Raw genomic sequence first — 26,557 nt, forward strand, 5'->3', positions numbered from 1 at the left:
CCCGCTGCCACGTTGACGTCTTAGCGCTAAGGGATTACAACTGTCTTAGCGCAAAGATACTTTGTTGCTTCGAACACAGCCTCTGCCGAACGGACACCACTGATGACACTCGCCGCTCCCCCCGTCACAGCGACACCGCCCACCGCCGATCTGCTCGACAGCATCTATGTCGGCGGTCGCTGGACCCGCGGCGCCGGAGACGAGATCGAGACGGTCGACCCCGCCACCGGCGCCGTGTTCGCCACCCTGCACGCAGCAACGGTCGATGACGTCGACGCCGCCGTCCAAGGTGGCCTCACGGCCGCGCACCGCAGCGGTTGGTCCTCGCAGTTGCCACACGAGCGGGCGGCCGTTCTTCATCGCATCGGCAACTCCCTCGAGCACAACGCCGGCCGGATCGGTGCACTGCAGACCCTCGACACCGGGAAGACTCTCACCGAGACACGTGCGCTGGCAATGAGCGCTGCCAACACATTTCGCTACATGGCAGCGGCGGTCGAGACAATGGACGGCGCCCTCACGACACCCCGCGGACCGTGGATGACGATGTCGACGTACGAGCCCATGGGCGTCATCGGAGCTATCACCCCATGGAACTCCCCCATTGCCTCCGACGCCCAAAAGATAGCTCCTGCACTGGCAGCCGGAAACGCCGTGGTTGCGAAGCCACCCGTCTGGGCGCCGTGGGTGACGCTCCTGCTGGCTCGCCTGTGCGACGAGGCGGGACTGCCCGCGGGCTTGCTCTCCGTACTCCCCGGCCCGGGACGAACGGTAGGGGAAGCGTTGGTTCGTCACCCCGGCATCGCCAAGGTGACCTTCACCGGAGGCACCACCACCGGGCGCCACCTCGCACACGTGGCGGCCGAGAAACTGATGCCGATCACCCTCGAACTCGGCGGCAAGTCGCCGACGATCGTCTTCGACGACGCCGACGTAGAACGTGCGCTTCAGGGCGTGCTGTACGGCATCTTCTCCTCCAGCGGCCAGAGCTGCATCGCCGGTTCGCGAATCTTCGTTCATCGCAGCCTGTTCGAGCACTTTACGACACAACTCGTCGAGCGGGCGCGGCACCTGAGGATGGGTCCGGGAACGGACCCGAGCACCGACGTCGCGCCGATGATCACCATCGCACATCGCGATTCAGTGGCTCGAATGGTCGACGCTGCACTACATGCCGGGGCTCGAGCACTGTGCGGTGGCGCGGTGCCGACCGAGGGTCCGCTTGCCGAGGGCGCGTATTACCCACCTACCGTGTTGACCGGCGTCGTGAACACCGACGCCATCTGCCAGGAAGAGATTTTCGGCCCGGTTGCCGTCATCATGCCGTTCGACGACGAACTCGACCTGGTCGAGCAGGCCAACGACAGCGCCTACGGACTCGCCTGCGGAATCTGGAGCCAGGATTACCGACGCGCACTGCGCATCGCCAAAGCGATCGACGCCGGCACCGTCTGGGTGAACACGTACAAGCAATTCTCGATATCGACTCCGTTCACCGGCCTGCGCGACAGCGGACTCGGCAGCGAAAAAGGTCGCGACGCGGTTCGCCACTACTCCAACCAGAAAAGCATCTACCTCGACATCTCCGACTCCCCGCTTGCCTGGGGCCGGAACTGAAGCACGAAAGGACAACCATGACAAACACATTCACCAACGAGACCGCTCACCCGTACAGCCCCGCCTATGCGGTCGCAGGATTCGGATTCGTCTCCGGCGCACTGTCCGTCGACTCCGACGGCGTAGCAGTCGACGGCGTCGAACCAGCACTCGATGCGGCCGTCGCACGGATGACCGAACGCCTCGCAACCATCGACATGACGCTCACCGACGTCGTCAAAACCACCTACTTCGTCACCGATGTCGCGACCCGCGACGCAGCAAACCGTCACTACCAGAACATCTTCACCGCACCTCGCCCCGCGCGGTCGTTCGTCGAAGTCGCGGCCCTGCCCTACGGCGCAACCGTCGAAATCGAAGCCATCGCCTACCGACCCTGAGTCCCCCGCCCGACCACCCTCTACCGCAACCCGGAAGGAACAATCATGACCGCTCCCGAGAAGACCACCTTCGATCTCGAGAACTTGATCGACTCGTGCATCGCCAGCAAGGAAACCCGTTTCGAGGACTGGGACACGCTGGGATTCCAGGCAGCGAAGGGCGGCGACCGCTTCAAGCGGGCCCAGATTCGCTACATCGGCTCGGGCGCAACAGGCAACCACGACGGTGACTCACGCTCACTTCCGTCCGAGCACTTCACCTTCTCCAACATGCGTCTGCCCGCAGGCGCGGTGGGACCCGAGCACACCCACCACGACGTCGAAGAGGTCTTCTACGTCCTCGAAGGCGAACTCGAAGTGGCCGTCCACGATGTGGAGGACGGCACCAAGAAAGCTGTCCGACGCCTCGGCTACCGCGACCTCATCCGCGTCCCGGCGGGCGTCCCGCGCAGCCTCGCCAACGTCGGCGATACCGACGCCCTGTTCTGCGTCGTCATCGGCGCTCCCAAGCCCCAGCTGCCGACGTACCCACCGAGCTCGGAGATGTACGGCGTCACGCGCTGACCCGCGTCAATCGAGCCCACACAGAAGGAACTTCCGATGTCAGAGAACACAGCGAGAACTCTGCGGGTGCAGCAGAAGAGCTACGAGGCAGACGGCGTCACCAGTGTCACCCTGGTCGACCCGACCGGTGCGCCGCTGCCGACGTGGGAACCCGGCGCCCACGTTGCTCTTCGTCTCCCGGGAGGGCTCGTCCGCGAGTACTCGCTGTGCTCGGACCCGCGGGACACGAGCCAGTGGACCGTTGCGGTACTGCGAGCCGAGCAGTCACGCGGCGGAAGTGCCCACGTGCACGACAAGCTGTCCGTCGGCGCCTCGATCGAGGTCGACGGGCCGCGGAACGCGTTTGCGCTGGACGAGGATGCCACAAAGCATGTGCTGATTGCCGGCGGCGTCGGCATCACTCCGATCGTGGCGATGATGCGAAAGCTCAGCAGCACCGGCCACGACTGGACCATGCTTTACGCCGGACGTTCTCGAACATCGATGGCCTTCGTCGATGAGGTAGCCGCCACCGAGACCGCGACAATTCACGCCGACGACGAGCAGGGCGGGTTGCCGGATCTTTCCGCCCTGCTCGGCGGGTTGGGCGCCGGCGCCGTTGTCTATTGCTGCGGACCGGCTCCGCTGCTCGATGCGGTCGCGGCCGCGATTCCACCCGGCGCGGCGCTGCGCACGGAGAGATTCGCTGCACCCGAAGCCATCGTTCCTGAGGGCGGCGACACCGCGTTCGATGTGGTGCTGGACCGTAGCGGCGAACGCGTCGCAGTCGGTTCCGGCCAATCGGTGCTCGACGCACTGCTCGATGCCGGGCTGGACCTACCCAGCTCCTGCACCGAAGGCATCTGCGGAACCTGCGAAGTCGGCGTGATCAAAGGCGACGTCGACCATCGCGACTTCCTCCTCGGCGAATCGGAACACGCTGCGAACAAGACCATGTTTCCGTGCGTATCCCGATGCCGCTCGGCCGAACTCGTCCTCGATCTCTGAAGGAATCAATCATGCACTCGCCCAACCCGAGTCATTCCGCAGGCTTCACTCCTGCCGACCGCGTGCCCACCCATCGTCAGCCCCTGCTGACCGATCAGCCCGTGTGCGCATTGCGCAGCCTTCGATCCGTCGCGCTGACAGTGCCTGACCCAACCGCATCCCGCGACTTCTACCACGAGGTGTGGGGACTGAGCACGATCGACGAAGACGGCGACCGCTTCTGGTTGCGTGCAACGGGCACCGATCACCATGTACTCGACCTACAGCGCGGCGACTCGAATGCTCTGGGACGGATCAGCTTTGCCGTCGGATCACCGAAAGAGATCGACGACGCCGCGCGTGCCCTGCACCGCATCGGCGTGCCCATCCTGCGCGAGCCCGGAATGCTCGACCACGCCGGCGGCGGATACGGGCTGCGTCTCGTCGATCCCGAAGGCCGCATCGTCGAGCTCTCTGCCGACGCCTACGCCGTCCCGGCCCAGGATCCGACCGGCCGTCGTGCAATTCCCCGCAAGATTGCTCACGTCGTCCTCAACACCGTCGACATCGAACGCACCGCCGCGTTCTACACCCAAGTCCTCGGCATGCGAATCTCCGACTGGTCCGAGCGACAGATGACGTTCCTGCGGTGCAACTCCGACCACCACGTGATCGCGTTGAACCAGGCGCCGTGGACTTCTCTCAACCACATCGCCTACGAGATGCCCACCATCGACCACTTCATGCGCGGCATCGGCAGCCTCCGCTCACACGGCATCACACCGCAGTGGGGACCCGGCCGACACGGACCAGGCGACAACACCTTCTCCTACTTCACCGATCCTGCGGGACTCGTCTGCGAATACACCTCCGAAGTCGAGCAAATCGACGAGGACGCATGGCTCTGCCGGACTTGGCGCCGCACTCCCGAACTATCGGACCAGTGGGGCACCGCAGGCCCGCCGACCGCAGCCGTCCGTTCCGCCATGGCCGGCATTCCGGATCTGGGCGCACGGATCCACTTCGGAGCCGAGCACCGCGACTACTTCATACCGGTACCCGAACTCGAGGCCGTGTCGTGACGAACATGACGGCAACGGCATCGACCGTCGTCGACGGTCTGCATCTTGTCCGGCATCAGCCCCGGGTGCCGTCCGCCGTAACGGTTCTTCTGCTGCACGGCATCGGCGGATCTTCGCAGTCGTGCGCACCGCTGGCGCAAGAGTTGGCAGATCGCGGAATTGACGCGTGGTGCCTCGACGCCGCCGGATACGGCGAGTCCGCCGATCCTGCCGACAACTCGCACGATTTCGTCGCCGACGTTCTCCGAGTCGCCGACGCCATCTCCCCGGACAAGCCGCTGGTATTGCTGGGGACCTCGTGGGGTGGAGTGCTCGCCCTCACAACAGCTCTCGCTCGGCCCGATCGCGTGGCAGGCCTCGTCCTGGCGGACAGCACTCGTGGCAGCGGCACCTCACCGGAGAAGGCGGAGGCCATGCGCGCTCGTGCCCGAGAACTGGCACGACGTGGTCCCGACTCCGTAGCGACCGAACGCGCCCCGCGGCTCGTCGCACCCGGGTCCGATCCCGCAATCGTCGAATCGGTGCGAACCTCCATGGCAGCCCTGCGCATCGAAGGATTCGGCGCTGCAGCAGAGTTCATGGCGTCGACCGACCACGGACCGCGGCTCTCGGATGTCACCTGTCCGACTCTCGTTCTCTTCGGTGAGTCCGATGTGGTCACCGGCGTCGATGAATCACGCCTGCTGGCCAACCGCATTCCCGGCGCCACCCTGCACGAGATCGCCGACGCAGGCCACGTCGCCATCCAGGAACAACCCGCGGTGGCGGCTGGACTCGTCACCGACTTTCTGGAGCGTCTGTCGTGAGCGGCACCGTAGTGGTCACCGGAAGCGGCCGTGGGCTCGGTCGATCCATCGCTGAGCGACTGTGCAGCGAAGGCAAGCGAGTCATCGTCGCCGAACGCAATCCCGAGACGGCTCACGACACAGCAGAAGCATTGCGCAGCAATGGTTACGACGCCGAAGCGATCGTCACCGATATCGGCGACAGCAACTCGGTACGGGCGCTCGCCGACCGCGTAGGTTCGGAGAACGTCACCGGCTTGGTCAACAACGCGGCCATCGCCGACGGTGTAGGCGGCAAAACCTTCTACGAACTGGAGGAATCCGAGTTCGACCGCGTCACGTCCGTCAACATTCGCGGTACCTGGGCGGTGTCGAAATATCTATGGCCCGCGATCGCCAAGTCCGAGGGGTCGATCGTCAACATCGCCTCGGACGTCGCGATGTACGGATCACCGCGGCTCGTTCACTACGTCAGCTCCAAAGCGGCGGTCATCGGCATGACCCGGTCGATGGCGCGAGACGCCGGTGAATTCGGCGTGAGAGTCAATGCTGTTGCGCCGGGCCTCATCCGAGTCGAGGCGACCGAAAGCGTCCCCGACGCCCGCTATCGCACGTACACCGACGGCCGTGCTCTCGACCGAGAGCAGACGCCCGAGGACGTAGCAGGCGTCGTGCGATTCCTGTTGTCCGAGGACGCAGCGTTCGTGACCGGCCAGACCATCGTCGTCGACGGCGGATTCATCTTCCGCTGAGGAGCTAAATCAATGGACCTGCAATTGAAGGGCCGTCGAATCCTGATCACGGGCGCAAGCTCTGGCATCGGGCTCGCGACGGCGACCATGCTCGCCGGAGAAGGCGCCCGGCTTGCCCTGTGCGCACGCGACGAACCTCGGCTCCGCGAGGCAACAGCAGCACTGGCCGAGATCACCGACGTGGTGACCGCGACGTGCGACGTCACCGATCGGCAGTCGGTCGAGAACTTCGTGTCGCAGGCGATCGACCGTCTCGGCGGACTCGACGGCGTGGTCTGCAACGCGGGCCGCTCCCTGATGAGCACCGTCGACGACACATCCGACGACGACATCCGAACAGAATTCGACCTGAAGATCTTCGGCGCACTCAACGTGGTGCGCGCTGCGAAGAAGGCGCTGGCATCGTCGGATTCGGCCTCGATCGTCGTCGTCAACGCGATACTGTCTCGGCAGCCGGAGTCACGCTTGGCCATTACGGCCGCTGCGCGGGCGGGTTTGCTCAACCTCTCCCGTTCGCTGGCCAACGACTATGCCGCCGAGAACATCCGAGTCAACTCGGTGTTACTCGGGCTGGTGGACACCGGGCAGTGGCAACGTCGCCACGGCGACAGCGATACCGAATTGGATTTCGCGGACTGGAGTGCGGAGATCGCCGCCGACAGAGGCATCGGTCTCGGCCGATTCGGTACCGCAGACGAGCTGGCATTCCCCATCACAGCCTTGCTGTCTCCCCGCAGCAGCTACATCACCGGCGCATCTCTCGACGTCGGCGGCGGCGTCCACCGTTACGTCTGACTCACCCAAGCAGATCCAGGAGAATGACATGACCACAGAGCCAAGCACCCGCCGCACCGGCGGTGACGTGCTCGTCGACGTGATGCGACGCCACGGCGTCACCACAGCATTCGGCGTCATCAGCATCCACAACCTTCCGCTCGTCGAAGCCGTGGACCGCGATCTGCAGTTCGTCGAGATGCGACACGAAGCCGCCGCGGTGAACGCCGCCGACGCCTATGCCCGAGCGACCGGAGGCATCGGCGTCGCGCTGACGAGCACCGGCACCGGCGCCGGAAACGCAGCGGGTTCGATGATCGAGGCCCTGACCGCGGGTAGCCGGGTTCTGCACATCACCGGCCAGATCGAAACCGAGTTTCTGGCCCCGGGCCGTCCGGCACCGAGCCGCGGCGTCATTCACGAGTCTCCGAAGCAACCACAACTCCTCGACGCCATCTCGGTGCACAGCGCAACCATCACCGACGTCAAAGACGTTGTGGTGGAGCTCGAAACCGCGATACGCCGCATTCGCTCGGCCCCGAACGGACCGGCGAGCATCGAGTGGCCGACCGACCTGCAGTACCTCGCGTCGCCCGAGAAGCAACGTCCGTTCGAGATGACGGAGTCGCCAGTCGCAGATCCCGACCCCGCGGCCATCGCTCGCGCTGTCGAGCTGATCAGCGAATCCAAAACGCCGCTGTTCTGGCTCGGCGGCGGCGCAGCAGGCGCAGGCCGTGAACTGACGGACCTGGCGCACCGCCTCGGCGCCGGCATCATCACCAGCAACTCGGGCCGCGGGATCGTCCCCGAATCCGACCCACTGGTCGTCGGCAACTTTGCCACCACGCCGCAGGGGCGCGCGCTGCTCGCCGACGCCGACCTTCTCATCGCCATCGGAACCCACTTCCGGTCCAACGAGACAGCGTCGTACAGCCTTCGATTGCCCGACAACATCATTCAAATCGACATCGAGCCGACGACGATCGGACGGGTGTACCCCGCCGCTGTCGGCATCACCGGTGACGCCCGTACAGTCGTCGCCGCCCTGGCCGAACAGGTCGGCCCCAAGGACGGCTGGACGACCCGCGTCACCGAGGTGCGTGAGCACGTACGCGCGGACCTGACCGAGTACATCGGCGGCTACGCCGAGATCTGCACCGCGATCCGGTCCATCTTGCCCGAACGCTCCCCGATCGCCCGCGACGTCACCATCCCCTCGAGCCAGTGGGGTAACCGACTGCTGCCGATCCTCGAACGCGAAACGAACATCTTCCCGCTCGGCGGCGGCATCGGCCAAGGCCTCGCGATGGGGATCGGTGCCGCCCACGGCCGGCCCGACGTCCCAACCCTGATCATCGTCGGCGACGGCGGTCTCGCGGTCCACCTGGGCGAGCTGGCTTCGTTGGCCGGATCGAACGCGCACGCCATCGTCGTGGTATTCAACGACGGGGGTTACGGAGTCCTCCGGAACATGCAGGAGAAGAACGGGTTCCGCCGCGCAGGCGTCGACCTGCACACTCCACGCTTCGATCTGCTGGCAGCGTCGATGGACATCCCCTACCAGTTGATCAAACACTCCGGCGCATTCGCCGACGCCCTGCACATAGCAGTCGAACGCACGGGACCCAGCCTCATCGAGGTCGACGTCGCGTCGATCCAGCCAACCCCCGGTGCCTTCGTGCCGCCCGTCCACATTCCTCAGGAGGCCGACCGATGACCGCCGTCGCCGCCATCCGTTGGTGGGACGACGGTGCCGCGATGGCAGTGTCCGCCCAGATTCCCACCCACGTCTTCGCCGCCGGGGTCGACGCATTGGCAGCCGTCGAACTAGCAGTCCAGCACCCGGATACTGTCGTGAGCCTGATCCTCGCCGACCCGGTCTTCGACGTCGAGACACACCGCGAATTGCTTGCCGCGGTAACGGTTCCGACGCTCGTCGTCGCATCCGCACCGGACCCGACCACCGACCACCGACCTGACTGTCGCTCAACACCTCGCCGGCGACATCGACAACGCAGTATTCGTCGTCATCGACGACTGCACTCACCCCGTCCACACCGGCAACCGAGAATCGTTCCACGAGTGGACCTCGTCCTTCGTCACCATCGCCGAAGGACTGGCCCGTCGCTCGGGAACTGCATTGACCCCGCCCACTCCCCTCGTCGAAGGAGCATCCCGATGACAACTCGCACAGCCCGCGAGCCGTATCTGGAAGTGAATCAAACGCACCCGCAACCGATCACGCCCTACGAACGCAAACTCGCCGGATCGCTCACCGAGATCTACTCCAGCGGAGTCGACACCCTGGACGGTGTCGTCGCCGGGCTCAACGATCTAGGCCTTCACGGCCCCGATGGCGGCCCGTGGACCACCGAGAACTTTCGCGCCGAGATGCGCAGATTGGGGAACTGAGATGACCACTACCGAAACGCGCCCCGCGAGTCGCCGATCCGGCCCGACCTTTGCCGTCGGCACCCGTCGCCATCTGGGAGCCGAGGACATCGCCGCGACCGGGATACGAGATCGGTGGTATCCAATCCTGCCGTCGCACATGGTCGACCCGGGTGCGATGGTGCCGGTGCGCCGTCTCGACGTCGACTGGGTTCTGTTCCGTGACGCCCAAGGCACAGTGCGCATGCTCGAGGATCGGTGCCCGCACCGCAGTGCGCCGCTCTCGGCCGGCCAACATCTGGGCGACCGCATCGCGTGCATGTATCACGGAGTTCAGGTGGACGGCGACGGCACAGTGGTCTCCGTTCCCGGCATGCCCGGATGCGCGCTCGAAGGCCGACGCGCGACGGTGTCCCTCGAGGTGGTCGAAGCCGCCGACACCATATTTGCGTTCGTTCCACTGACGAACGACTCGGTGCCCACGCCCTTCGTGCTACCCAACCGACTGGCCGATCCCGAGGTGTCGTGGTTCCCCAACTACGCCGAGTGGGCCGGCCCCTGGCGGTTCTACATGGACAACGTTCTCGACCCGATGCACGGGGCGTTCCTGCATCGCGACTCGCACTCGATGTTCGGTGGCGACGTCTCGGCACGCTTCCGCATCAGGGAGACCGACCGCGGTTTCTTCTTCGAGAAGACCGATCAACGCGGCGTCAACTTCGACTGGGTCGAGTTCGTTCGGGGGTGCATGGACTTCGTCGATCTGGAAATTCCGTACGGGCCCGGAGCCGGACCCGGCGGTGTGTTCGGAATTGTCGGAATGAGCACTCCCGTCGATGCCGAGAACTCCGCGATCTTCCACTGGCGCACCAGACGCGTCAGCGACTGGGAGCGCGAGTCGTGGCGGTTCCTGTACCGAACCGTCCTCGAAGCAAAGCACTGGCAAGTACTCGAGCAGGATCGTGCGGTGCTGGAGGTGCTCGCGTCCGACGCCGACCACGAGGAACACCTGTACCAGCACGACCTGGGCGTCTCGCGAATTCGGCGGTTGTACCGGTCCGACGCGATCACCCAAGCCGACCAACTCGCAGCCGCGAACACATGACTGCCGACGACACTCTGATGCTGACGGTCTTTCTACGCCACGATCAGAGTAGAAATCTCGAACAGCTACAGGGCCGCCTCGACGACAACGACTGGTGGCACGGATTCCCGCCCGAGGGATGCGAGATCGTGTCCTGGGTGGTGGCCATGGGAATCGGGCAGATTGTCACGCTTCGGCTCCCCGCACACCGCTTGGCCGCGGTCAACGTCGAACTCGAACGCCGAGCCTGGGGAACATTCACCACAGACTTCTATCCGACGTACGACTTCGTACCCGTGCGCGAGCGGCTCGTACGGGAGTCGGACGAACGCCGAAAAGCTCTCGCGCCATGACTCGCATCACCCATCCCGACGTCCCTGAACCTCCTCGGCCCAGGATGTTCAGCAACGCCCGCGTCATCGGCAACCAGTTCTTCCTTTCCGGCATGCACGCGGGCACACCGTCGGGCCCGGTCGGCGGCACGGACACGTACGCGCAGGCCGTCGAGACGTTCCGACGCATTACCGCCCTGACCGAAGCGTGCGGCGCCGAGGTCGACGACATCGTCTCGCTTCGGATCTACCTGATCGACATGGACGACAAAGCTGCCGTGGGGCGTGCACGCGCTGACGTCTTCACCGGCGACTTCCCCTGCTCGACGCTTCTCGAAGTAGCAGCACTGATCGAACCGGATCTCAGTGTCGAGATCGAGGCTCACGGCTTCATTCCTTCCGTCCGATCCATGGACGTACACCCTGTCTGATTCGGCGCAACAGGTGCCGACACAACCTCCAGGACGCATAATGAGCGGACCGACCATGACAAGAAATGACGCCACCGACATCACACGGACGAACTGGCCAGTGCTCGCGCTGGCCTTCGTAGCCGTCGTGCTCGACGGCTACGACACCATCGCCCTCGGACTTTCCATCCCCTCTCTCGCACGAGACTGGGACGTCTCGGCATCGCACTTCACACCCGCCCTGGCACTGACAAGCCTGGGCGTCGCCATCGGCTACATCGCGGTGGGACGGTTGGTCGCCCGGTTCGGCTGCCGAAACGTCATATTGTTCGCCGTAGCGGTCTTCACCGTCGGTTCTCTGCTTACAGCCTGGTCCAGCAGCATCCTCGAGCTGACCGCTTTGCGGTTCGTGACCGGCCTCGGCCTCGGTGCCGTCATGCCTGCGGCTGTCTCTCAGGCGACCGCGCTGAACCCAGCGCGTTTGCGCCAATCGATCGCCGTCTTCGTCACGATGGGTATCTCGCTCGGCGCGTTGATCGCCGGCATCGCCGGTAGCCAACTGGTCAGCAATTTCGGGTGGCCGTCGGTATTCGTCTTTGGCGCTGCCGCCTCGGCCGTGCTGTTCCCGTTCCTATGGTTCGGGCTTCCAGACGAGCGCACCACGACCGGCCATGTTCCCGTCTCCGATGCCAAGCACAGCGCTTCAGTCGCCCGACTCTTCGATCCGGAAGTTCGCACACGGACATTGCTGTTGTGGGCCTTCTCGTTCCTGGTGTTCTCCGTGTTCTATATCTTCTCGTCGTGGCTACCAACCTTGCTGATCAGTTACGGCTTCAGCACCGGACTTGCCCCACTCGGATCTGCCGCGCTCGGCGTCGGAAGCATCATCGGTGCCGGCATCCTCATCGTCGGCGTGCTGAAGTTCCGGATGACGTCCGTCCTGGCCGGAACTACCGCCGCAGCCATCGTCTTCCTGGTGATCTCGGCATTCCTCGGACCGGACAAGGCTTTGCTGTTGCTGGTCTTCGGCGGTGTCGGCCTCGGCTTGCAAGCAGGCATGATCGGCCAGGCCGCAGTGGCGGTATCGATCTACCCGCAGCGGACCGCTGCGACCGGCGTCGGCTGGGCATCGTCGATGGGGCGTCTGGGTTCGGTCATCGGCCCGATTGTCGGCGGCGCTCTCATCGGCCTCGGGACCAAGACGAGCACGATAGTGCTGCTCGCCTGCATCCCCGTATTCGCCGCTCTGATAGTCGTGGTGGTGCTCGGACGGATTCGTGTCTCCGTCACCGCGGACCGGGAGAGCGTGCCGCCGGTGCGGGCCTGATCGAAGTTACGTGTCTACGGCATCAATGCACGGACAGTGGACCAGGCGTCGCGGTCGATCCACGACGGGTTCGACTGTTGCGGCGAGCGAAAGACTTCCAGTGCGTGAAGTTCCGCAATCGCTGAAAGCCGGGCCGCGAGGATCGGCTCGTCGAAAAGCGTGATATCCGTCGGAACTTTCCACCGGGGACCGGGCACCGCGACACCCGTCAGACGACCCGCTCCCCACAGCCCACGCAGTCGATGTGAACTGACCCAGAACAGAACTGGTTGCTCGGGAGCCATCAAACGGCTTCGGTAGTTCTCTGCCACGCACCACCACTCGTTGGCCCGTCCCGCAGTGACCATGGGCGCGAGGTCGGTGGTGTGTGGATTGCATTTGATCACCCAAGCGCCCAGGGTATCGAGCGTAATCGGCCGGTCGGTCACCGTTGCGATTCTAGCGAACGCGGAGTGGGCATCCGCTCCGTGGAACGCGAACCTCAGCGACGCGCGCTTGGGTGGCGCAGACATCACCGGCATGAGTGGCAATGTCAAAGACTCAATCGACATCGGTTCAGACGAACCCCACATCATCGGCGGTGACGAACTTCAACGGTGGTTTCGCGACAACGGCGCCCCGAATGTCATTGTCGTCCCGCCACGAAACCCTGTGGCCACCAACCCATGAACGAGCGAACGGTCCTTTCATACGATCAGATCGTATGAAAGGACCATTCAAGCGAACCACATCAGTTAGCGGCCGTACCGCCGACCAGTTCGATGAGTTCAGCCGCAGCCGCTGCCGACGAATTCGGGTTCTGCCCGGTAATCAGGATGCCATCGCGAACGACGTAGGAACCCCAATCGTCGCCCTTGCTGTAGTCGCCGCCCAGCTTGATCAGCTCGTCCTCGACCAGGAACGGCACTACATCGGTCAGGCCGACGCCCTCTTCTTCACCATTGGTGAATCCGGTGACCTTGCGACCTTGCACCAGAGGCTGTCCGTCAGCATTCACGACATGCCGCAACACACCGGGCGCGTGGCAGACCAGAGCAACCGGGATCTGCTGGTGCAGTGCAGTTTCGATGAGGGCGATCGACGTACGATCGTCCGCGAGATCCCATAGCGGTCCGTGGCCACCGGGGTAGAAGACGGCGTCGAACTCGGAGACGTCGACCGAGCTCAGAACGACGGTGTCCGCGAGCTGTGTGGTGGCAGCTTCGTCGGCCTCGAAGCGGTGAGTGTCGTCCGTCTGGAAGTCGGGTTCGTTGCTTTTCGGATCAAGTGGCGGCTTGCCACCGAGAGGCGATGCCAACACGATGTCGGCGCCCGAGTCCTTGAACCTGAAGTACGGCGCAGCAAGCTCTTCCAACCAAAAACCAGTCTTGCGACCAGTGGTGCCCAACGTGTCGTGGGAAGTCAGAACCATCAGAACCTTCATGGATATTCCTTTCATCGGCGACCAGTAGACCGGTCGACTAGTACTTGGTACGACCATGCCGCTCAGGGTGCGACAAGGCTTCAGATCCCCAGGATCTTTCGAGTCAGAACCAGAGAGTTGTCCATCGAGTCCGTTGTCCGACTCAGCTTGGCGGTCACACTTGCGCCGAGCCACAGGTCGTACAGCGACGCCGCGACCATCTGGGGGTCCCCCACCAGCGTCACCGACTTCTCGTCGATACCGCCTGCAATGGCACGCGCAATCCTCTCGATGATCGCCGCGACCCCGTCCTTCAACGCGATACGCATCGACTCGGACAGGTCCGCGACCTCGGCTCCCAGCTTGACTGCCAGGCATTTGCCCGAGCACTCGAAACTGCTCTGCGATTCGATCCACGATGCGAAGTAGTCCATGATCCGCTGCGCCCATGTTCGGTCACTGCGGCTCAGGATCTCGTCGAAGTCCGCCAGGTAGTCCGTGAAATAGGACCGCAGCATCGCTTCGCCGAGCGCATCCTTCGACGCGAAGTGGTAGTAGAACGACCCCTTCGGGACGTGCACCGCTGCCAGGATCTCACTCAACCCGACTGCCGTATAACCCTTTCGGGCCATCAGACGCTGAGAGCAGGCGATGATCGCCTCTCGCGTGTCGGTTGTTTCGGTCACTGGCATGTCACCGACCGTACACGCTAGTAGACCAGTCGTCTAGTCCGGCACCGTGACCGACAACGATCAGGGCAACCGCATCCCCAGCAGGTGATAGCTCAGACACTTGCCATGCCCGTCGAGGACTGGCGATCCGGTCACTCCCCCGCCCAGCACACCCGGAAGCTCGAAAACCAGGCCCGAGACCAGCGGCATCTCCGATCGCCGCACCGGCCCGGTCACCGAAGGCGCAAAATGCGACGCTACCGCGTCGGCTGTCAGCACCCGCGTCAGCAACTCGTAGTGCTCGTCGGTCCGCGGGAAGACAGCAAGGATGAGCGTGTCCCCCTTGTCTCCGGTACGCACATCCGCGACATCGTCGACGGTCCTCATACCTTCACCTCCGTCATGTGAACTGCGGTGGACACCAATGTGCGGGGGATCAGGCACGACCGGATGGCGAGCACCTCGTTGCTACCGCGCCTCGCGCCACCGCCGCCCGCAGGGCCGTTGGTATACAGGCTCTCGACTTCCCACCCCACGATGGAAGCCGACTCCGCGTCAGCGACTTTCGCGGTGACGCGCAGCCGAACCTCCGGAGCATCGACTGCGGGTCCGAGCCCACGAAAAGCTGCACCGGTTCCGACGTACTCGATACCGACGTCTTCCGACGGGATGCCGTGCACATCCCAGAGTCTTTGCACCACAATCTCTCCTGCAAGCTCAGCCCGCTGGCGAGCGCGAGGGCCGGCGTAGCTGATCTGCCCCTCGCCGATCCACCCACCGCGAAACCCGAGCGTCACCTTCAGCTCGTCCGGCCGTTCACAGCCCCGTCCACCGCTCACCGCCACCAGGTCCGACCCGACAGATTCGAACGACACCCCGGTGAAGTCAGCAGTCACGTCGGGCGTCAGGTAGCTCGCCGGGTTGCCCACCTCGTAAAGCAGCTGCTCAGCACACGTACGGATGGTCAATTCGCCTCCGGTGCCCTCGACCTTTCCAAATACCGCGCTTCCGTCGGCCTTGACATCACCGAACGGAAACCCCAAGTTCGCAAGCCCTTTCACCGGCTTGGTGACCGGGTCGGCGTAGTAGCCGCCAGTCAATTGGCCGGCGCATTCGAGCAGATGCCCGACGACGGTGCCCGCACCGAGGATCTCCCAATCGTCCGCGGCCCAACCATATTCGAACATCAGGGGTGCCAGATACAGAGCTGGATCGGCAAGCCTGCCGGTGATGACTACATCGGCTCCCCCGTCGAGCGCGGGAAGCACTGCATCGGCACCGATGTATGCGTTGGCCGACACCAACTCCTCCGAGTGCTCGGACAGAAGCGCGCCGGTCTCCCACACGACCGGATTGTGCTTGCGGACGGCCGCGAGCACATCGTCCCCGGTCACTGCAGCGACGCGAGTGGAGCGAGTAGCCACCTGCGCCGCCACCTTGGCGGCCACATCAGCTGCCGCAACAGGATTGGCCGCACCGGAGTTGGTTACCACGGTGGTGCCCTGCGCCGTCGTCGCACCGAGCACTGCGCGCATCCGCGCCGCAAGAAGCGGGTCGAAACCGGCATTCGGATCGACCAATCGGCGAGCCTGCCCGGCCGCGACGGTGCGTTCACCGAGACACTCGAAGATCAAGTAGTCGAGCGCGCCGCGCTTGGCCAATGTTTCAGCCGGGTCGATGCGATCGCCTGCAAAGCCGGCGCCTGCCCCGAGCCGGACCGTCTCCCGGCGCGTCATGACGCCCACACCGGGATGACACCGGTCAGCACGGCGACACCGAGCATGCCGAGGCTTACGAGCCACGCCCACCCGATCGTGTGTCGAATATGGCGACCGATATCGACCTTGGCGAGGCCGACGAGCAGGTAGAACGCACCGGTCATCGGGCTGATCGGGAAGCCGACGGTTTCCTCACCGAGCATCGAAGCCTGCGCGAGTTGGGTTGCGCTGACACCGAATTGATCGCCGACCTCGATCAGCACCGGCAGCACACCGAAGTAGTAGGCGTCCGGTCCGAACACCAGGCTCATCGGGACCCCCAGGATGCCGACGATCAGAGGGAGCGCGGGTGCCATGCCGTCGGGAATGACATTGGCCGTGCTGACCGCCATGGCCTCGATCATGCCGCTGCCTTCGAGCACCCCGAGCAGCACACCGGCGGCAAGCAACGTGCCGACCATCAGCATCGCACCGGTCGCATGGGCGTCGATTCGCGCCGACTGCGCCTTCATCCCGGGGTAATTGATCAGCAGCGCAACGATTGTCGCGATCAGGAAGCACATTTCAGGAGGAATGATCGCCGAGATGAGGACGCCAAGCGTTGCGAGAACGAGGGTGACGTTCACCCAGTACAGCTTCGGTCGTTTCAGGTCGTCCCCCGCGGCTGCGTCGCTTTCCGGGGCCTTGCCTTGTGGATCATCGGGTTCGGAATGATCGCCACCACCGCCCGACATTCCCGCGCTACCACTGCCTGCGGCCACCGGAAAACGTTCTCCAACACGGGCCGTCGACTCCTCCACCTCGGCGGAGACGTCACCGGCTGCAACCTTGGCAAGCCTGGTCCGTTCGCGCCTGCCGAGGTAGTACGCCACGCCGAGCGCGAAGAAGACACCGGCGATCTGGGCGGGGATCAACGGAACCCACAGTTCGTTCGAGTCGACCCCCAGCGTTGCCGCGGCGCGTGCCGTCGGGCCACCCCACGGCACGATGTTCATGACGCCGGCACCGAGTCCGACGCAGGTGGCGAGGACCAGCCTGCTCATCCCGAGTCGCTCGTAGATCGGCAGCATCGCGGGTACCGCGATCAAGAAAGTGACTGCGCCCGCACCGTCCAGGTGGGCAACGACGGCGAGTGCTGTCGTCGCGACCGCGACGGTGGGGGGTGCACTTCCGGCCCAGCGTACGATCCGCGCGATGATCGGGTCGAAAAATCCGGCGTCGCGCATGATTCCGAAGAACACGATCGCGAACAGGAACATCGCGGCGACGCCGACGACTCCGCCGAGGCCTTCCTTGACGAATCCTGCGACCTCGGAGGGAGAGTTTCCGGCAATGAATGCCGCGGCCAGCGGAACACCCGCCAGGGCCACGATTGCAGCCACGCGTTGCGTGAACAGCAAGCCCAGGATCACGACCATGGTCGTGAACCCCAACAGAGTAAGCATGTGAACCCCTTCATCGAATATGTCGATTGTTGCGTGGGTCACCTCATGCGGTCCAACATCAATAGGGCATAGGTTTATGCACTGTGAGTATCAATATCGGCATCGCGCATCTGCGGGCAATTGTGGCCTTGACGGATCACGGCAGTTTTACGGCAGCAGCAGGGGCGCTCGACGTGTCCCAACCAAGCCTCAGCCGGACAGTTGCCGAGGCAGAACGGCGGCTCAAGGTCCGCCTGTTCGTGCGCACCACCAGAAGCGTGACACCCACCGGAGACGGCCGCGAGGTGGCGTCGTTCGCCCGCCGGGTTCTGTTCGAGTTCGACGAGGGCCTACGACAGATCGGGCGCTTCGTCTCCGGCGAGCGCGGCACGGTGACCATCGCCTGCTTGCCATCCCTGGCGGCGACGTACCTGCCGCAGTACATCGTCGACTTCCGTAGTCAGCATCCCGAGGTCACCGTGCACATTCAGGACGGCCTGCGCGACGACGTGCTGTCTGCGGTACGAGATGGCTCCGTCGACTTTGCTCTCGCCGCCGCTGCGGAACGGGAGGACGGACTGGACGCGGAGCCGGTGACGAGGGATCTCTTTGTCTGCGCGGTACCGTCCGACCACAGGTTCGTCGGACGCGACTCGGTCGACTGGACCGAGCTGGCGGGCGAGTCGTTCATAGCGTTCGGTCCGGAATCGAGCATCGACGGACCTGTGCGACGAGCTCTGGACAATGCAGGCGTCCACGTCGGGCCCGTCGTTCGAGCTCACAACGTGGGCGCCGTCGCCGGGCTGACCGCCGCGGGACTTGGTATCACGGTTGTGCCGGAACTCGTCGTACCGATGATGTCCTTCGCGCCGCTGACGTATGTCCCACTCGAGCCGAAGGCGTACCGCACCATCTCGGTGGTGCAGCTTCCGAGGCGCCACCATAGTGCGAGCTCGCGGGCATTCATCGAGATGTTGCTGCCACGCAAAGATCGTGAGACGACACTGCCGTGAAGCTTGAATGCCGTGAGGTATGACTGTCCTGAACGCGCGCAAGGTCCATTCATACGATCGAATCGTATGAATGGACCCTTCAAATGAGACCAGCCCCGTGAGCGGAAAAGTACGTCCTGCTGTGCTTATCCACGCACGGGCGGCGAAGCCGCCTACTTCTGAGCCGCCACCAACGCGTCGTTGAACGTCTTGCTCGGGCGCATCACAGCAGCGGTGGCCTCGGGATCGGGGTAGTAGTAGCCACCGATCTCGACGGGCTCACCCTGCACGTCGTTGAGCTCCTTGACGATGGTGTCCTCGTTGTCTGCCAACGACTTCGCGAGCGGAGCGAAGTGCTTGGCCAGCTCCGCGTCCTCGGTCTGGTTCGCGAGTTCCTGCGCCCAGTACAGCGCGAGGTAGAACTGGCTGCCACGGTTGTCGAGTTCGCCGGTGGTGCGCGAGGGTCCCTTGCTGTTCTCGAGCAACTTGCCGGTCGCGGCGTCCAGCGCCTTGCCCAGGACAGTGGCCTTACCGTCGGTCTTGCGACCCAGATCTTCGAGACTCACTGCCAGCGCCAGGAATTCGCCGAGCGAATCCCAACGGAGGTGGTTCTCCTCGATGAGCTGCTTGACGTGCTTCGGAGCCGATCCGCCTGCACCGGTCTCGTACAGTCCGCCGCCTGCCATCAGAGGGACGATGGAGAGCATCTTGGCACTGGTGCCGAGTTCGAGGATCGGGAACAGGTCGGTCAGGTAGTCGCGCAGAATGTTGCCCGTCGCGGAGATGGTGTCGAGTCCGCGGACCAGGCGCTCCATCGTGTAGCGGATGGCGCGAACCTGCGACATGATCTGGATGTCCAGACCTTCGGTGTCGTGATCCTTCAGGTACGTACGCACCTTCTTGATCAGCTCGTTCTCGTGCGGGCGGTACGGGTCGAGCCAGAAGACGACCGGCATTCCGGACTCGCGTGTGCGTCGCACTGCCAACGCAACCCAGTCCTGAATCGGCGCATCCTTGACAATGCACAGACGCCAGATATCGCCTTCTTCGACTTCCTGCGTCAGCAGAACTTCGCCGGTGGCGATGTCGGTGATATTGACGGTGCCTGCCTTCGGGACCTCGAAGGTCTTGTCGTGCGAACCGTATTCTTCGGCCTTCTGAGCCATCAAACCAACGTTGGGGACGGTGCCCATCGTCGTCGGATCGAATGCGCCGTTGGTCTTACAGAAGTTCACCATCTCCTGGTAGATGCGGGAGAAGGTGGACTCCGGGTTCACCGCTTTGGTGTCCTTGGGACGACCGTCGGCGCCCCACATCTTGCCGCCCGCGCGAATCATCGCCGGCATGGATGCGTCGACGATGACATCGCTGGGTGAATGGAAGTTGGAGATGCCGCGAGCCGAGTCGACCATGGCGAGCTCGGGGCGAGTCTCGTGGCACTTGTGCAGGTCTTCGATGATCTCGTCTCGCTTGGACGCGGGCAGCGTCTCGATCTTGCTGTAGAGATCGGAGAGACCGTTGTTGACGTTGACGCCCAGCTCGTCGAACAGGTCGCCGTGCTTGGCGAATGCGTCCTTGTAGAAGACACGCACAGCATGTCCGAAGACGATGGGGTGCGAGACCCGCATCATCGTCGCCTTGACGTGCAGGGAAAACATGACGCCGGTCTCGTAGGCGTCCTGCATCTCGTGCTCGTAGAAATCGAGCAACGCCTTCTTGCTCATGAACATGCTGTCGATGACGTCGCCGTCGGTGAGCGATACCTGCTGCTTGAGTACGACGGTCTCGCCGCCTGCGGCTACGAGCTCCATCTTGATCTCACGGTCGCCTTCGACGACCGTCGACTTCTCGCCGTGGTAGAAATCGCCCTCACGCATGTGCGCGACGTGGGTACGCGACGCCATGGACCACTCGGTCATGCTGTGCGGGTGCTTGCGCGCGAATTCCTTGACGGCCTTCGGCGCACGACGGTCCGAGTTTCCCTCGCGGAGAACCGGGTTGACGGCACTTCCGAGGCACTTGGTGTAACGGTCGCGGATTTCTGCTTCTTCGTCGGTCTTCGGGTTTCCCGGAAATTCGGGGATGGCGAAGCCCTTGTCCTGCAGTTCCTTGATGGCCGCGCGGAGCTGCGGCACCGATGCGCTGATGTTCGGCAGCTTGATGATGTTGGTGTCGGGCAGTTGCGTCAGTCGACCCAGCTCGGCCAAGTTGTCCGGAACCCGCTGATCCTCGGTGAGGTAATCGGGGAACTCGGAAAGTATGCGGCTTGCCACCGAGATGTCGGTCGATGCGACGTCGATGTCAGCCGCACTGGCGAAGGCACGCACGACCGGCAAGAACGCGTGCGTCGCAAGCATCGGCGCCTCGTCGGTCAATGTGTAGATGATGGTCGGCTGTTTCGCAGTCATGTTTCGCCTTTGCCTCAGTTTCAACGTCGTCTTTTGGATACGTCCAACCCCAACATTAAACTTTCGACGGGACACTGTGCGGGGCAGAGGTTGTAAACGACACCTACTGGCCAGTAGGTTTGCGACGCTGGTTGTAGCCCACAACCTCGTTGGCCACCACGAGCGCCGCGACGATGAGCACGGCGCCGAGCAGAATCCACAAGGTCAACGTGATATCCGGAGCCCAACGCCACATAACGAGAAGGCTCGCCCCGAGTATCGAAGTCACCCCTGCGAGGGCGCCGATCACCGCAATGCCGCAGAGAACGACGGTAGTGAGAATTCGCACGACGGCTCCGGCGAGCGAGCGTTCGGTGGACGCACCGGTGAATATCCTCGCCGCCAACCACACGATGAGGCTGACGACTACCGCGAGAATTCCGAGCATGATGCCGAGCGCGGTGCGAGCCATCGATGTGGGCAGCTCACTGGAAGAACCGTCGAGAATCAAGGTCGTGAGATTCCTCCCGACTGCCGCGACGCGCTCCGCCTCGATCTCGCCGTACCGATTCGTCGCCAACACCACGGCCTTGTCCTGATCTGGAATCATCGCGACGTACGTGTAGTAGCCAGGCACCGCACCCGCATGCCACCACACGTTCTGTTCGCCGATGTTCTCGTGGAACAAGCCGTTGCCGTACTCGGTGCCCTGCCCGGTCTCCACCTCGTCTCCAGCGCCTTCTTCCCGCAACTGACCTAGGCGCCAGGACGCGTACAGACCCAGGTCGTCGACGGAACCGGCGAGATAGCCGTAGCCGAGCCCTGCCGAATCGACACCGACATCGATGGGCTTGGACGAACCGAAGAACGGCACATGACCGGGCGGAACGACGCGGGTGAATTCATCGGGATCGGTGATCGTGGCACCTGCCCCGGCAGGCTCGAGCACCACTCGGCGCAGAACAACGGAGAACGACTCCCCCGTCGCCTGCTCGACGACAGCTTGCAACAGCATGTAGTTGAGGCTGGAGTACCGAAAAGTGCCGCGCTCCGAGGTGTCGTCGAGCTGCGAGATCGACGCCACGGCGTCGGTCGCCGATCCCCGACGGGTCCAGTCGTCGGTGACGGTGATGTCGTGCGGAAGTCCGCTGGTGTGGTGGACCAGATCGCCGATCGTGACCGCGACATCGGGAAGCATCCGCCGAGCCTCGGGCAGGACGTCGACGACGGGCTCTTCAGTGTCGATCACACCGTCGCGTTCGAGGCCCAGAACGGTCGCTGCGGTGAACTGTTTGGATACCGACCCCCACACGAACGGTGTCGCGGTGTCGACCGGTGCGCCGTTGCCGTCGACACCGGTCGATGCCTCGGCCACTACCCCGCCGAGATCCACTATCTGAGCCGTCATGCCGGGCGCACCGATCGCCGACGCCCAATCGTCGACCGCCGACTGCAGCGCCATCGTCGGTTGAGCCTCTGCAGCAACCGGATTGACGGCGAACATTGCCGATGCGGCGACCACCAACGTTGCTACGAAAGCCCTGAGAACGCGCGTCTCCACTGGACGAAATCTACTTCAGGGCGACTGCTCAACCGATGATTGTGCGACGAAGGTACAGCGCCCGCTGCGACCAAAGTTGTAGTTCCGCCCAGTGGCTCGGGCGAATACCAGTCCGTGGCGAGTGTCCGAACACGCTACATTCTCTGTACGAAGACGGGCGCAACACGAGGGCGGGTGAACGTGGCAGTCGATGTGGATCGGCTCATCGCGCGATCCGTGACTGCGTATTCCGATCTCCTCGAACACGCAGGAAGCCCGACGTCAGCTATCCGCCCACAACTCGTCCAGCAGGCAGAGGCCGTGGTTCGCGCAATCGGCCCGACATATCTGCACGGCGACTTCCGCGAAGTACCACTCCCGGACGCAAGTGAAGACATCGGCGAGCAGCGCGCCCGCTCGGGTATCCATCCCACACAGTCGCTGCGGGCCGCGTCGTTGATGTTCGAGGCCCTGTTTCCGGTACTCGTCGACGCGGCATTGCCGTCGACCGACGTGATAAAACTCGGCACGGCACTGGAGCGGGAGATACAGCGCCGGTTGGCGGTCGGGTCCATTCCGTACGTCGACTACTTGTTGACCAAATTATTGTCGTCTCAGCAGGACGAACGCAGCCGGATAGCCCGCGACCTCCACGACCGAGTGGCACACAATATGGGCGCCGCACTGCAGCAGCTCGAACTGTTCGGCCACTACCGCACTCGTGACCCGGAACGGGCCGAGACCCACCTCGCTACGGCCCACAACGCGATCACCACCGGCTTCGGCAGCACTCGTCAGCTTTCGGCAGATCTGTGGGTTCGCATGGACGGACAGACGCTGAGCGACGCCCTCACCTCCTACCTCCAATCCACGGCGACCGAGTTGATCCAGACGAGTGTCGTGGCCCGCGGCGGCGACCCCGGTCTGCCCGACGAGGTGACTCAGGAGCTCTATCTCCTACTCCGCGAAGCCGTCCGCAACGCAGTGCTTCACGCGAGCCCGAACAGCATTGCACTACATCTGACCACCGAGAACGACCTGTTCCGCGCAGTGATCACCGACGATGGGTGCGGTTTCGACGTGGATGCGGTCACGTCCACCAAGTCCGTCGGCGGACTTGCGTCGATCCGCGAACGAGCGGAACTGTTAGGCGGCTTTGCGACGATCGTGGCCGACCCCGGACTCGGCACGACCGTCGACGTCCGGCTTCCTTTGCCCGACCGCTCGGGTAATTTCCGCGGAGGAACCAATTGGTGAAGGACACTCCCATCCGAGTCGTTCTCGCCGACGATCACACCCTGTTCCGAGATGGGCTTGCGGCCCTGATCGAGACGGATCCGGCGTTCACCGTCGTCGCCCACTGCCCGGACGGGACCACCGCGATCGACACAGTCGCCGCGGTGGTCCCCGACATCGCCGTCCTCGACATCGAAATGCCCGGCCCGGGAGCACATGCCGTCATCAGCGCCATCCTTGCCCGAGTTCCGTCGGTGGCAATCGTTGTGCTGTCAATGCACGAGAACCCCGTCATACTCCAGAATCTTTTGGATGCGGGCGCGTCCGCATTTCTCGCAAAGACCGTCGACCGCAGTCAGTTGATCGCCGGCCTGCACGCAGTGATACAAAATCCGGAGAACGTGACGGTGTCGACTTCCCGGAAATCGCACAACGAGAATCCACTCCCTGCCGAGAACCCGTTGTCGCCCAGAGAGATCGAGGTACTCCGCCTGGTCGCCGAGGCGCGCTCGAACAGGCAGATCGGCCGGGAACTCGGGATCACCGAATCGACCGTCAAACGGCACTTGACGAACGTGTACGCCAAACTCGGAGCAGTCTCGCGGGTCGACTGCATCCGCAAAGCGTCAGGGCGCAACTTTACGACGAATTGGTAGCGAGACCCTCGGCGGCAGAAATTATCAGATTGCTCGACGGAAGGGCTTCTCCGGCTTTCACAGCCTCGGTCCAATCGGCCGTCGAGGCGACAGCAGCAAAGTTCGAGTGGAACAGCACCATCAGCGCGTTGTGCAGCACCTCGGCCGACACGTGTCCGGCCTCGTTCGCGAGGTTGATGGCACCTGTGGCATCGGAGAGGATTTCTGCAGAGATGTCGAGGGCTTCGGCGTCGGCGGAGCTCGCGAGATCACAGTTGTTCGTCATGTATCCGACGATGGTGACGGTGTCGACTCCCTCGGACTTCAACCACTCGGCGACATCCGTGCCGGCAAACACACTGCTGTACTTCTTCTCGACCCGCTTCCACGACGGCAGGATTCGCGAGGCGATGTCGGGATGCAGCTCCCAGGTGGGCGTCCCCTTCACGAAGGCCGGAGCACCCTCGGGCATCTCGTGCTGAACGATGGCGACGGGGAGGTTCTGGGCGGTAGCGACGTCGAGGGCTGCAGTGATGTTCGCCAGTGACTGCTGCCGCGGCGGGTACTGGATCTGCAGGCTTCCCTCGAAGTACTCCTGCTGGACGTCGATGACGATGAGGGCGCGGCGCGGTGTAGCCATATCGATAACTCCTGTGGTCGATGTCGGAGTTCTGAGTTTTCGCCGTCAGGGTTGCGCACGCGAGTGGCACAGATGCATACTTTCGATGGATTTGCGCCAAGCCAGCGAAAGAGCCCAAATGAAAATCGCCCTGTACGCGTTCGACGGAATCACGATGTTCCATCTGGCTGCGCCGTTGATGGTGTTCGGCGAAGTCGCACGTCTGGGTCTGGCATCGGACTGGGAAACCCGACTGTGGTCCGACAACGCAGCATCGGTGAGCACTGCCGAGAACTACACGCTCGGAGAGCTCGCCGACCCCAGCACGGTCGACTGGGCCGACATCGTCATCGTGCCGTCGTGGCCGTTGTCGCTGCCACCGATCGGAGACGATCTCCGAACTCAACTATGCGACGCCCACCAGCGCGGTGCCCAGATCGCCGGCCTGTGCCTCGGATCGTTCGCCATCGCCGACACCGGGCTGCTCGCTGGCCGCTCCGCCGTCACACACTGGGACAGGATGACCGAGCTGCGGGAGCGGACCGCCCAGATGTCCATCGACGAATCCGTGCTCTACATCGATCACGGCGACGTGATGACCTCGGCAGGCACTGCGTCGTCGATCGATGCGTGCCTGCACATCGTCCGTAAACACCTCGGATCCGCCGCGGCCACCCGCGTCGCACGAAGCCTCGTCGTCGCACCGCACCGAGACGGCGGTCAGGCGCAGTACATCGACCGTCCTCTCCCCCGCGCCCCCGAGGACAGGGCGATCGCCGACGTGCTCGATTGGGCACTCGGGAGACTTCACGAGCCACTGACCGTCGACCGATTGGCCGAACACGCGCACATGAGTCGGCGCAACTTCATCCGCCAATTCCAACTGGCGACCGGCGCGACTCCTGCGCGCTGGGTGCTCGATCAACGGCTCGACGAAGCTCGGGGTCTCCTCGAAACCACCACGTGGAGCATGGAGGACATCTCCGCTGCCTGCGGGTTCGGGAGCGTCGTGACGCTGCGTCAGAACTTCGTTACGGCATTCGCGGTGGCACCCAGTGCATATCGGAAGCAGTTCGCCGATCGAAGCACCGCGTAACGCGCGCCCGCACCCCTCCGATCGACAGAGTGTCCATCCCCTCGAAATCGGAGCACTGAATGTTCATCAAGTTAGCTGTTGCCGCCGGTGCGACGCTGACGTGGGGCAACAACCACAGCCTCGTCGGCATCGCAATCCCGACTGGTTCGTCAGCAAACTCGTTCCGCTCCATCTCGGTCTCCGAAGTCCAATGACCCACCCTGATTCAATCACTCGAATGATTCTGATTCGAATGCGACAATGAATGCGTCCCAGTTGATTACGCAGTAGTCGATCCTACATTCGAAAACTTGTCGTACCTCTTCCCTGCAGTCAAGTCCTCAGGGCAGAACTGCTCGGTCGCCCCATCCTTCTTCGAACCGGTTCACGGTTC

General features: G+C 63.7%; 28 protein-coding genes. 19 read left to right on the forward strand and 9 right to left on the reverse strand.

Translation table 11 applies throughout. The features are described 5' to 3' along the window. Positions 1 to 102 precede the first annotated feature (102 nt). The 14 genes from QMK17_RS17060 to QMK17_RS17125 all read left to right on the forward strand — a co-directional run bounded on the left by QMK17_RS17060 (position 103) and on the right by QMK17_RS17125 (position 12,464). Positions 103 to 1,617 carry an aldehyde dehydrogenase gene (locus QMK17_RS17060; RefSeq protein ID WP_283510476.1) on the forward strand — a complete coding sequence of 505 codons (1,515 nt, stop codon included), beginning with the start codon at positions 103 to 105 and terminating at the stop codon, positions 1,615 to 1,617. 17 nt (positions 1,618 to 1,634) lie between these two features. Then, positions 1,635 to 1,997, forward strand: coding sequence for a RidA family protein (locus QMK17_RS17065; protein WP_283510477.1), 363 nt, complete (start codon positions 1,635 to 1,637; stop codon positions 1,995 to 1,997). A 45-nt stretch (positions 1,998 to 2,042) separates the two neighbouring features. After that, positions 2,043 to 2,561, forward strand: coding sequence for a cupin domain-containing protein (locus QMK17_RS17070; protein ID WP_283510478.1), 519 nt, complete (start codon positions 2,043 to 2,045; stop codon positions 2,559 to 2,561). A gap of 36 nt (positions 2,562 to 2,597) precedes the next feature. Further along, complete coding sequence (locus QMK17_RS17075; RefSeq protein ID WP_283510479.1) at positions 2,598 to 3,548, forward strand: PDR/VanB family oxidoreductase; 951 nt, start codon at positions 2,598 to 2,600, stop codon at positions 3,546 to 3,548. 11 nt (positions 3,549 to 3,559) lie between these two features. Then, entirely contained in the window at positions 3,560 to 4,609 is a 1,050-nt protein-coding gene (locus QMK17_RS17080) for a VOC family protein (RefSeq protein ID WP_442972784.1), read from the forward strand. A 5-nt stretch (positions 4,610 to 4,614) separates the two neighbouring features. Then, positions 4,615 to 5,415, forward strand: a complete 801-nt coding sequence (locus QMK17_RS17085) for an alpha/beta fold hydrolase (protein ID WP_283510480.1) — start codon at positions 4,615 to 4,617, stop codon at positions 5,413 to 5,415. Continuing rightward, the gene (locus tag QMK17_RS17090; RefSeq protein ID WP_283510481.1) at positions 5,412 to 6,146 is read left to right on the forward strand and encodes an SDR family oxidoreductase; all 735 of its coding nucleotides are present in this window, start codon (positions 5,412 to 5,414) and stop codon (positions 6,144 to 6,146) included. Before QMK17_RS17085 ends, QMK17_RS17090 begins: the two co-directional genes overlap by 4 nt. 12 nt (positions 6,147 to 6,158) lie before the next feature. Then, complete coding sequence (locus tag QMK17_RS17095) at positions 6,159 to 6,941, forward strand: SDR family oxidoreductase (RefSeq protein ID WP_283510482.1); 783 nt, start codon at positions 6,159 to 6,161, stop codon at positions 6,939 to 6,941. A gap of 28 nt (positions 6,942 to 6,969) precedes the next feature. Next, positions 6,970 to 8,637, forward strand: coding sequence for a thiamine pyrophosphate-binding protein (locus QMK17_RS17100; protein ID WP_283510483.1), 1,668 nt, complete (start codon positions 6,970 to 6,972; stop codon positions 8,635 to 8,637). Positions 8,638 to 9,098: 461 nt separating this feature from the next. After that, the gene (locus QMK17_RS17105; protein WP_283510559.1) at positions 9,099 to 9,332 is read left to right on the forward strand and encodes a recombinase-like helix-turn-helix domain-containing protein; all 234 of its coding nucleotides are present in this window, start codon (positions 9,099 to 9,101) and stop codon (positions 9,330 to 9,332) included. A 1-nt stretch (position 9,333) separates the two neighbouring features. Beyond that, positions 9,334 to 10,416: a Rieske 2Fe-2S domain-containing protein gene (locus QMK17_RS17110; protein ID WP_283510484.1), complete on the forward strand. Its 1,083-nt coding sequence runs from the start codon at positions 9,334 to 9,336 to the stop codon at positions 10,414 to 10,416. Beyond that, positions 10,413 to 10,748: a hypothetical protein gene (locus QMK17_RS17115; RefSeq protein ID WP_283510485.1), complete on the forward strand. Its 336-nt coding sequence runs from the start codon at positions 10,413 to 10,415 to the stop codon at positions 10,746 to 10,748. The genes QMK17_RS17110 and QMK17_RS17115 overlap by 4 nt, the downstream gene beginning before the upstream one ends. Then, on the forward strand, positions 10,745 to 11,158 hold the full coding sequence (locus QMK17_RS17120; protein WP_283510486.1) for a RidA family protein: 414 nt from the start codon (positions 10,745 to 10,747) through the stop codon (positions 11,156 to 11,158). The genes QMK17_RS17115 and QMK17_RS17120 overlap by 4 nt, the downstream gene beginning before the upstream one ends. A gap of 40 nt (positions 11,159 to 11,198) precedes the next feature. Continuing rightward, complete coding sequence (locus QMK17_RS17125) at positions 11,199 to 12,464, forward strand: MFS transporter (RefSeq protein ID WP_283510487.1); 1,266 nt, start codon at positions 11,199 to 11,201, stop codon at positions 12,462 to 12,464. A gap of 14 nt (positions 12,465 to 12,478) precedes the next feature. Here QMK17_RS17125 and QMK17_RS17130 read toward each other — a convergent pair whose 3' ends face one another. The 6 genes from QMK17_RS17130 to QMK17_RS17155 form a co-directional block, all read right to left on the reverse strand. Beyond that, positions 12,479 to 12,892 carry a hypothetical protein gene (locus tag QMK17_RS17130; protein ID WP_283510488.1) on the reverse strand — a complete coding sequence of 138 codons (414 nt, stop codon included), beginning with the start codon at positions 12,890 to 12,892 and terminating at the stop codon, positions 12,479 to 12,481. Positions 12,893 to 13,194: 302 nt separating this feature from the next. After that, positions 13,195 to 13,887 (reverse strand): type 1 glutamine amidotransferase domain-containing protein, encoded by a 693-nt coding sequence (locus QMK17_RS17135; protein ID WP_283510489.1) that lies wholly within the window; start codon positions 13,885 to 13,887, stop codon positions 13,195 to 13,197. An 80-nt stretch (positions 13,888 to 13,967) separates the two neighbouring features. Beyond that, the gene (locus QMK17_RS17140) at positions 13,968 to 14,558 is read right to left on the reverse strand and encodes a TetR/AcrR family transcriptional regulator (RefSeq protein WP_283510490.1); all 591 of its coding nucleotides are present in this window, start codon (positions 14,556 to 14,558) and stop codon (positions 13,968 to 13,970) included. Between the two features lie 60 nt (positions 14,559 to 14,618). After that, on the reverse strand, positions 14,619 to 14,924 hold the full coding sequence (locus QMK17_RS17145; RefSeq protein ID WP_283510491.1) for an AtuA-related protein: 306 nt from the start codon (positions 14,922 to 14,924) through the stop codon (positions 14,619 to 14,621). Next, entirely contained in the window at positions 14,921 to 16,273 is a 1,353-nt protein-coding gene (locus QMK17_RS17150) for an acyclic terpene utilization AtuA family protein (protein WP_283510492.1), read from the reverse strand. Before QMK17_RS17150 ends, QMK17_RS17145 begins: the two co-directional genes overlap by 4 nt. Next, the gene (locus tag QMK17_RS17155; RefSeq protein ID WP_283510493.1) at positions 16,270 to 17,700 is read right to left on the reverse strand and encodes a CitMHS family transporter; all 1,431 of its coding nucleotides are present in this window, start codon (positions 17,698 to 17,700) and stop codon (positions 16,270 to 16,272) included. Before QMK17_RS17155 ends, QMK17_RS17150 begins: the two co-directional genes overlap by 4 nt. Positions 17,701 to 17,783: 83 nt before the next feature. Between QMK17_RS17155 and QMK17_RS17160 the strand changes: the two genes are divergently transcribed. After that, positions 17,784 to 18,692: a LysR family transcriptional regulator gene (locus QMK17_RS17160; protein ID WP_283510494.1), complete on the forward strand. Its 909-nt coding sequence runs from the start codon at positions 17,784 to 17,786 to the stop codon at positions 18,690 to 18,692. A 152-nt stretch (positions 18,693 to 18,844) separates the two neighbouring features. On the opposite strand, the gene QMK17_RS17165 is transcribed toward QMK17_RS17160, so the two are convergent. Together QMK17_RS17165 and QMK17_RS17170 are read right to left on the reverse strand one after the other, a co-directional pair. Next, a complete protein-coding gene (locus QMK17_RS17165) occupies positions 18,845 to 21,079 on the reverse strand; it encodes an NADP-dependent isocitrate dehydrogenase (RefSeq protein WP_283510495.1) in 2,235 nt (744 codons plus the stop codon). A gap of 103 nt (positions 21,080 to 21,182) precedes the next feature. Then, on the reverse strand, positions 21,183 to 22,619 hold the full coding sequence (locus QMK17_RS17170) for a serine hydrolase domain-containing protein (RefSeq protein ID WP_283510496.1): 1,437 nt from the start codon (positions 22,617 to 22,619) through the stop codon (positions 21,183 to 21,185). A gap of 180 nt (positions 22,620 to 22,799) precedes the next feature. Here QMK17_RS17170 and QMK17_RS17175 point away from each other — a divergent pair, with 180 nt between their 5' ends. Then, entirely contained in the window at positions 22,800 to 23,855 is a 1,056-nt protein-coding gene (locus QMK17_RS17175; protein WP_283510497.1) for a sensor histidine kinase, read from the forward strand. Beyond that, positions 23,852 to 24,490 (forward strand): response regulator transcription factor, encoded by a 639-nt coding sequence (locus QMK17_RS17180; RefSeq protein ID WP_283510498.1) that lies wholly within the window; start codon positions 23,852 to 23,854, stop codon positions 24,488 to 24,490. The genes QMK17_RS17175 and QMK17_RS17180 overlap by 4 nt, the downstream gene beginning before the upstream one ends. Here QMK17_RS17180 and QMK17_RS17185 read toward each other — a convergent pair. Further along, positions 24,474 to 25,109, reverse strand: a complete 636-nt coding sequence (locus tag QMK17_RS17185; protein ID WP_283510499.1) for an isochorismatase family protein — start codon at positions 25,107 to 25,109, stop codon at positions 24,474 to 24,476. The two genes, QMK17_RS17180 and QMK17_RS17185, sit on opposite strands and share 17 nt — an antisense overlap. Positions 25,110 to 25,227: 118 nt before the next feature. On the opposite strand from QMK17_RS17185, the gene QMK17_RS17190 reads away from it, so the two are divergent. Together QMK17_RS17190 and QMK17_RS17195 are read left to right on the forward strand one after the other, a co-directional pair. Continuing rightward, positions 25,228 to 26,184 carry a GlxA family transcriptional regulator gene (locus QMK17_RS17190; RefSeq protein WP_283510500.1) on the forward strand — a complete coding sequence of 319 codons (957 nt, stop codon included), beginning with the start codon at positions 25,228 to 25,230 and terminating at the stop codon, positions 26,182 to 26,184. 59 nt (positions 26,185 to 26,243) lie between these two features. Further along, a complete protein-coding gene (locus tag QMK17_RS17195) occupies positions 26,244 to 26,378 on the forward strand; it encodes a hypothetical protein (RefSeq protein ID WP_283510501.1) in 135 nt (44 codons plus the stop codon). Positions 26,379 to 26,557: the final 179 nt, after the last annotated feature.

Origin of the sequence: Rhodococcus sp. G-MC3, from assembly GCF_030063335.1 — a bacterium.
In the GTDB taxonomy this organism is placed as follows: domain Bacteria; phylum Actinomycetota; class Actinomycetes; order Mycobacteriales; family Mycobacteriaceae; genus Rhodococcoides.

Excerpts from the sequence above, each read along its gene's own strand:
- QMK17_RS17115 (WP_283510485.1), top strand. The coding sequence starts at position 10,413 with ATGACTGCCGACGACACTCTGATGCTGACGGTCTTTCTACGCCACGAT.
- QMK17_RS17150 (WP_283510492.1), bottom strand. The coding sequence starts at position 16,273 with ATGACGCGCCGGGAGACGGTCCGGCTCGGGGCAGGCGCCGGCTTTGCA.
- QMK17_RS17095 (WP_283510482.1), top strand. The coding sequence starts at position 6,159 with ATGGACCTGCAATTGAAGGGCCGTCGAATCCTGATCACGGGCGCAAGC.
- QMK17_RS17185 (WP_283510499.1), bottom strand. The coding sequence starts at position 25,109 with ATGGCTACACCGCGCCGCGCCCTCATCGTCATCGACGTCCAGCAGGAG.
- QMK17_RS17100 (WP_283510483.1), top strand. The coding sequence starts at position 6,970 with ATGACCACAGAGCCAAGCACCCGCCGCACCGGCGGTGACGTGCTCGTC.
- QMK17_RS17120 (WP_283510486.1), top strand. The coding sequence starts at position 10,745 with ATGACTCGCATCACCCATCCCGACGTCCCTGAACCTCCTCGGCCCAGG.
- QMK17_RS17155 (WP_283510493.1), bottom strand. The coding sequence starts at position 17,700 with ATGCTTACTCTGTTGGGGTTCACGACCATGGTCGTGATCCTGGGCTTG.
- QMK17_RS17145 (WP_283510491.1), bottom strand. The coding sequence starts at position 14,924 with ATGAGGACCGTCGACGATGTCGCGGATGTGCGTACCGGAGACAAGGGG.
- QMK17_RS17085 (WP_283510480.1), top strand. The coding sequence starts at position 4,615 with ATGACGGCAACGGCATCGACCGTCGTCGACGGTCTGCATCTTGTCCGG.
- QMK17_RS17105 (WP_283510559.1), top strand. The coding sequence starts at position 9,099 with ATGACAACTCGCACAGCCCGCGAGCCGTATCTGGAAGTGAATCAAACG.
- QMK17_RS17075 (WP_283510479.1), top strand. The coding sequence starts at position 2,598 with ATGTCAGAGAACACAGCGAGAACTCTGCGGGTGCAGCAGAAGAGCTAC.
- QMK17_RS17065 (WP_283510477.1), top strand. The coding sequence starts at position 1,635 with ATGACAAACACATTCACCAACGAGACCGCTCACCCGTACAGCCCCGCC.
- QMK17_RS17070 (WP_283510478.1), top strand. The coding sequence starts at position 2,043 with ATGACCGCTCCCGAGAAGACCACCTTCGATCTCGAGAACTTGATCGAC.
- QMK17_RS17110 (WP_283510484.1), top strand. The coding sequence starts at position 9,334 with ATGACCACTACCGAAACGCGCCCCGCGAGTCGCCGATCCGGCCCGACC.
- QMK17_RS17135 (WP_283510489.1), bottom strand. The coding sequence starts at position 13,887 with ATGAAGGTTCTGATGGTTCTGACTTCCCACGACACGTTGGGCACCACT.
- QMK17_RS17195 (WP_283510501.1), top strand. The coding sequence starts at position 26,244 with ATGTTCATCAAGTTAGCTGTTGCCGCCGGTGCGACGCTGACGTGGGGC.
- QMK17_RS17125 (WP_283510487.1), top strand. The coding sequence starts at position 11,199 with ATGAGCGGACCGACCATGACAAGAAATGACGCCACCGACATCACACGG.
- QMK17_RS17190 (WP_283510500.1), top strand. The coding sequence starts at position 25,228 with ATGAAAATCGCCCTGTACGCGTTCGACGGAATCACGATGTTCCATCTG.
- QMK17_RS17060 (WP_283510476.1), top strand. The coding sequence starts at position 103 with ATGACACTCGCCGCTCCCCCCGTCACAGCGACACCGCCCACCGCCGAT.
- QMK17_RS17080 (WP_442972784.1), top strand. The coding sequence starts at position 3,560 with ATGCACTCGCCCAACCCGAGTCATTCCGCAGGCTTCACTCCTGCCGAC.
- QMK17_RS17165 (WP_283510495.1), bottom strand. The coding sequence starts at position 21,079 with ATGACTGCGAAACAGCCGACCATCATCTACACATTGACCGACGAGGCG.
- QMK17_RS17140 (WP_283510490.1), bottom strand. The coding sequence starts at position 14,558 with ATGCCAGTGACCGAAACAACCGACACGCGAGAGGCGATCATCGCCTGC.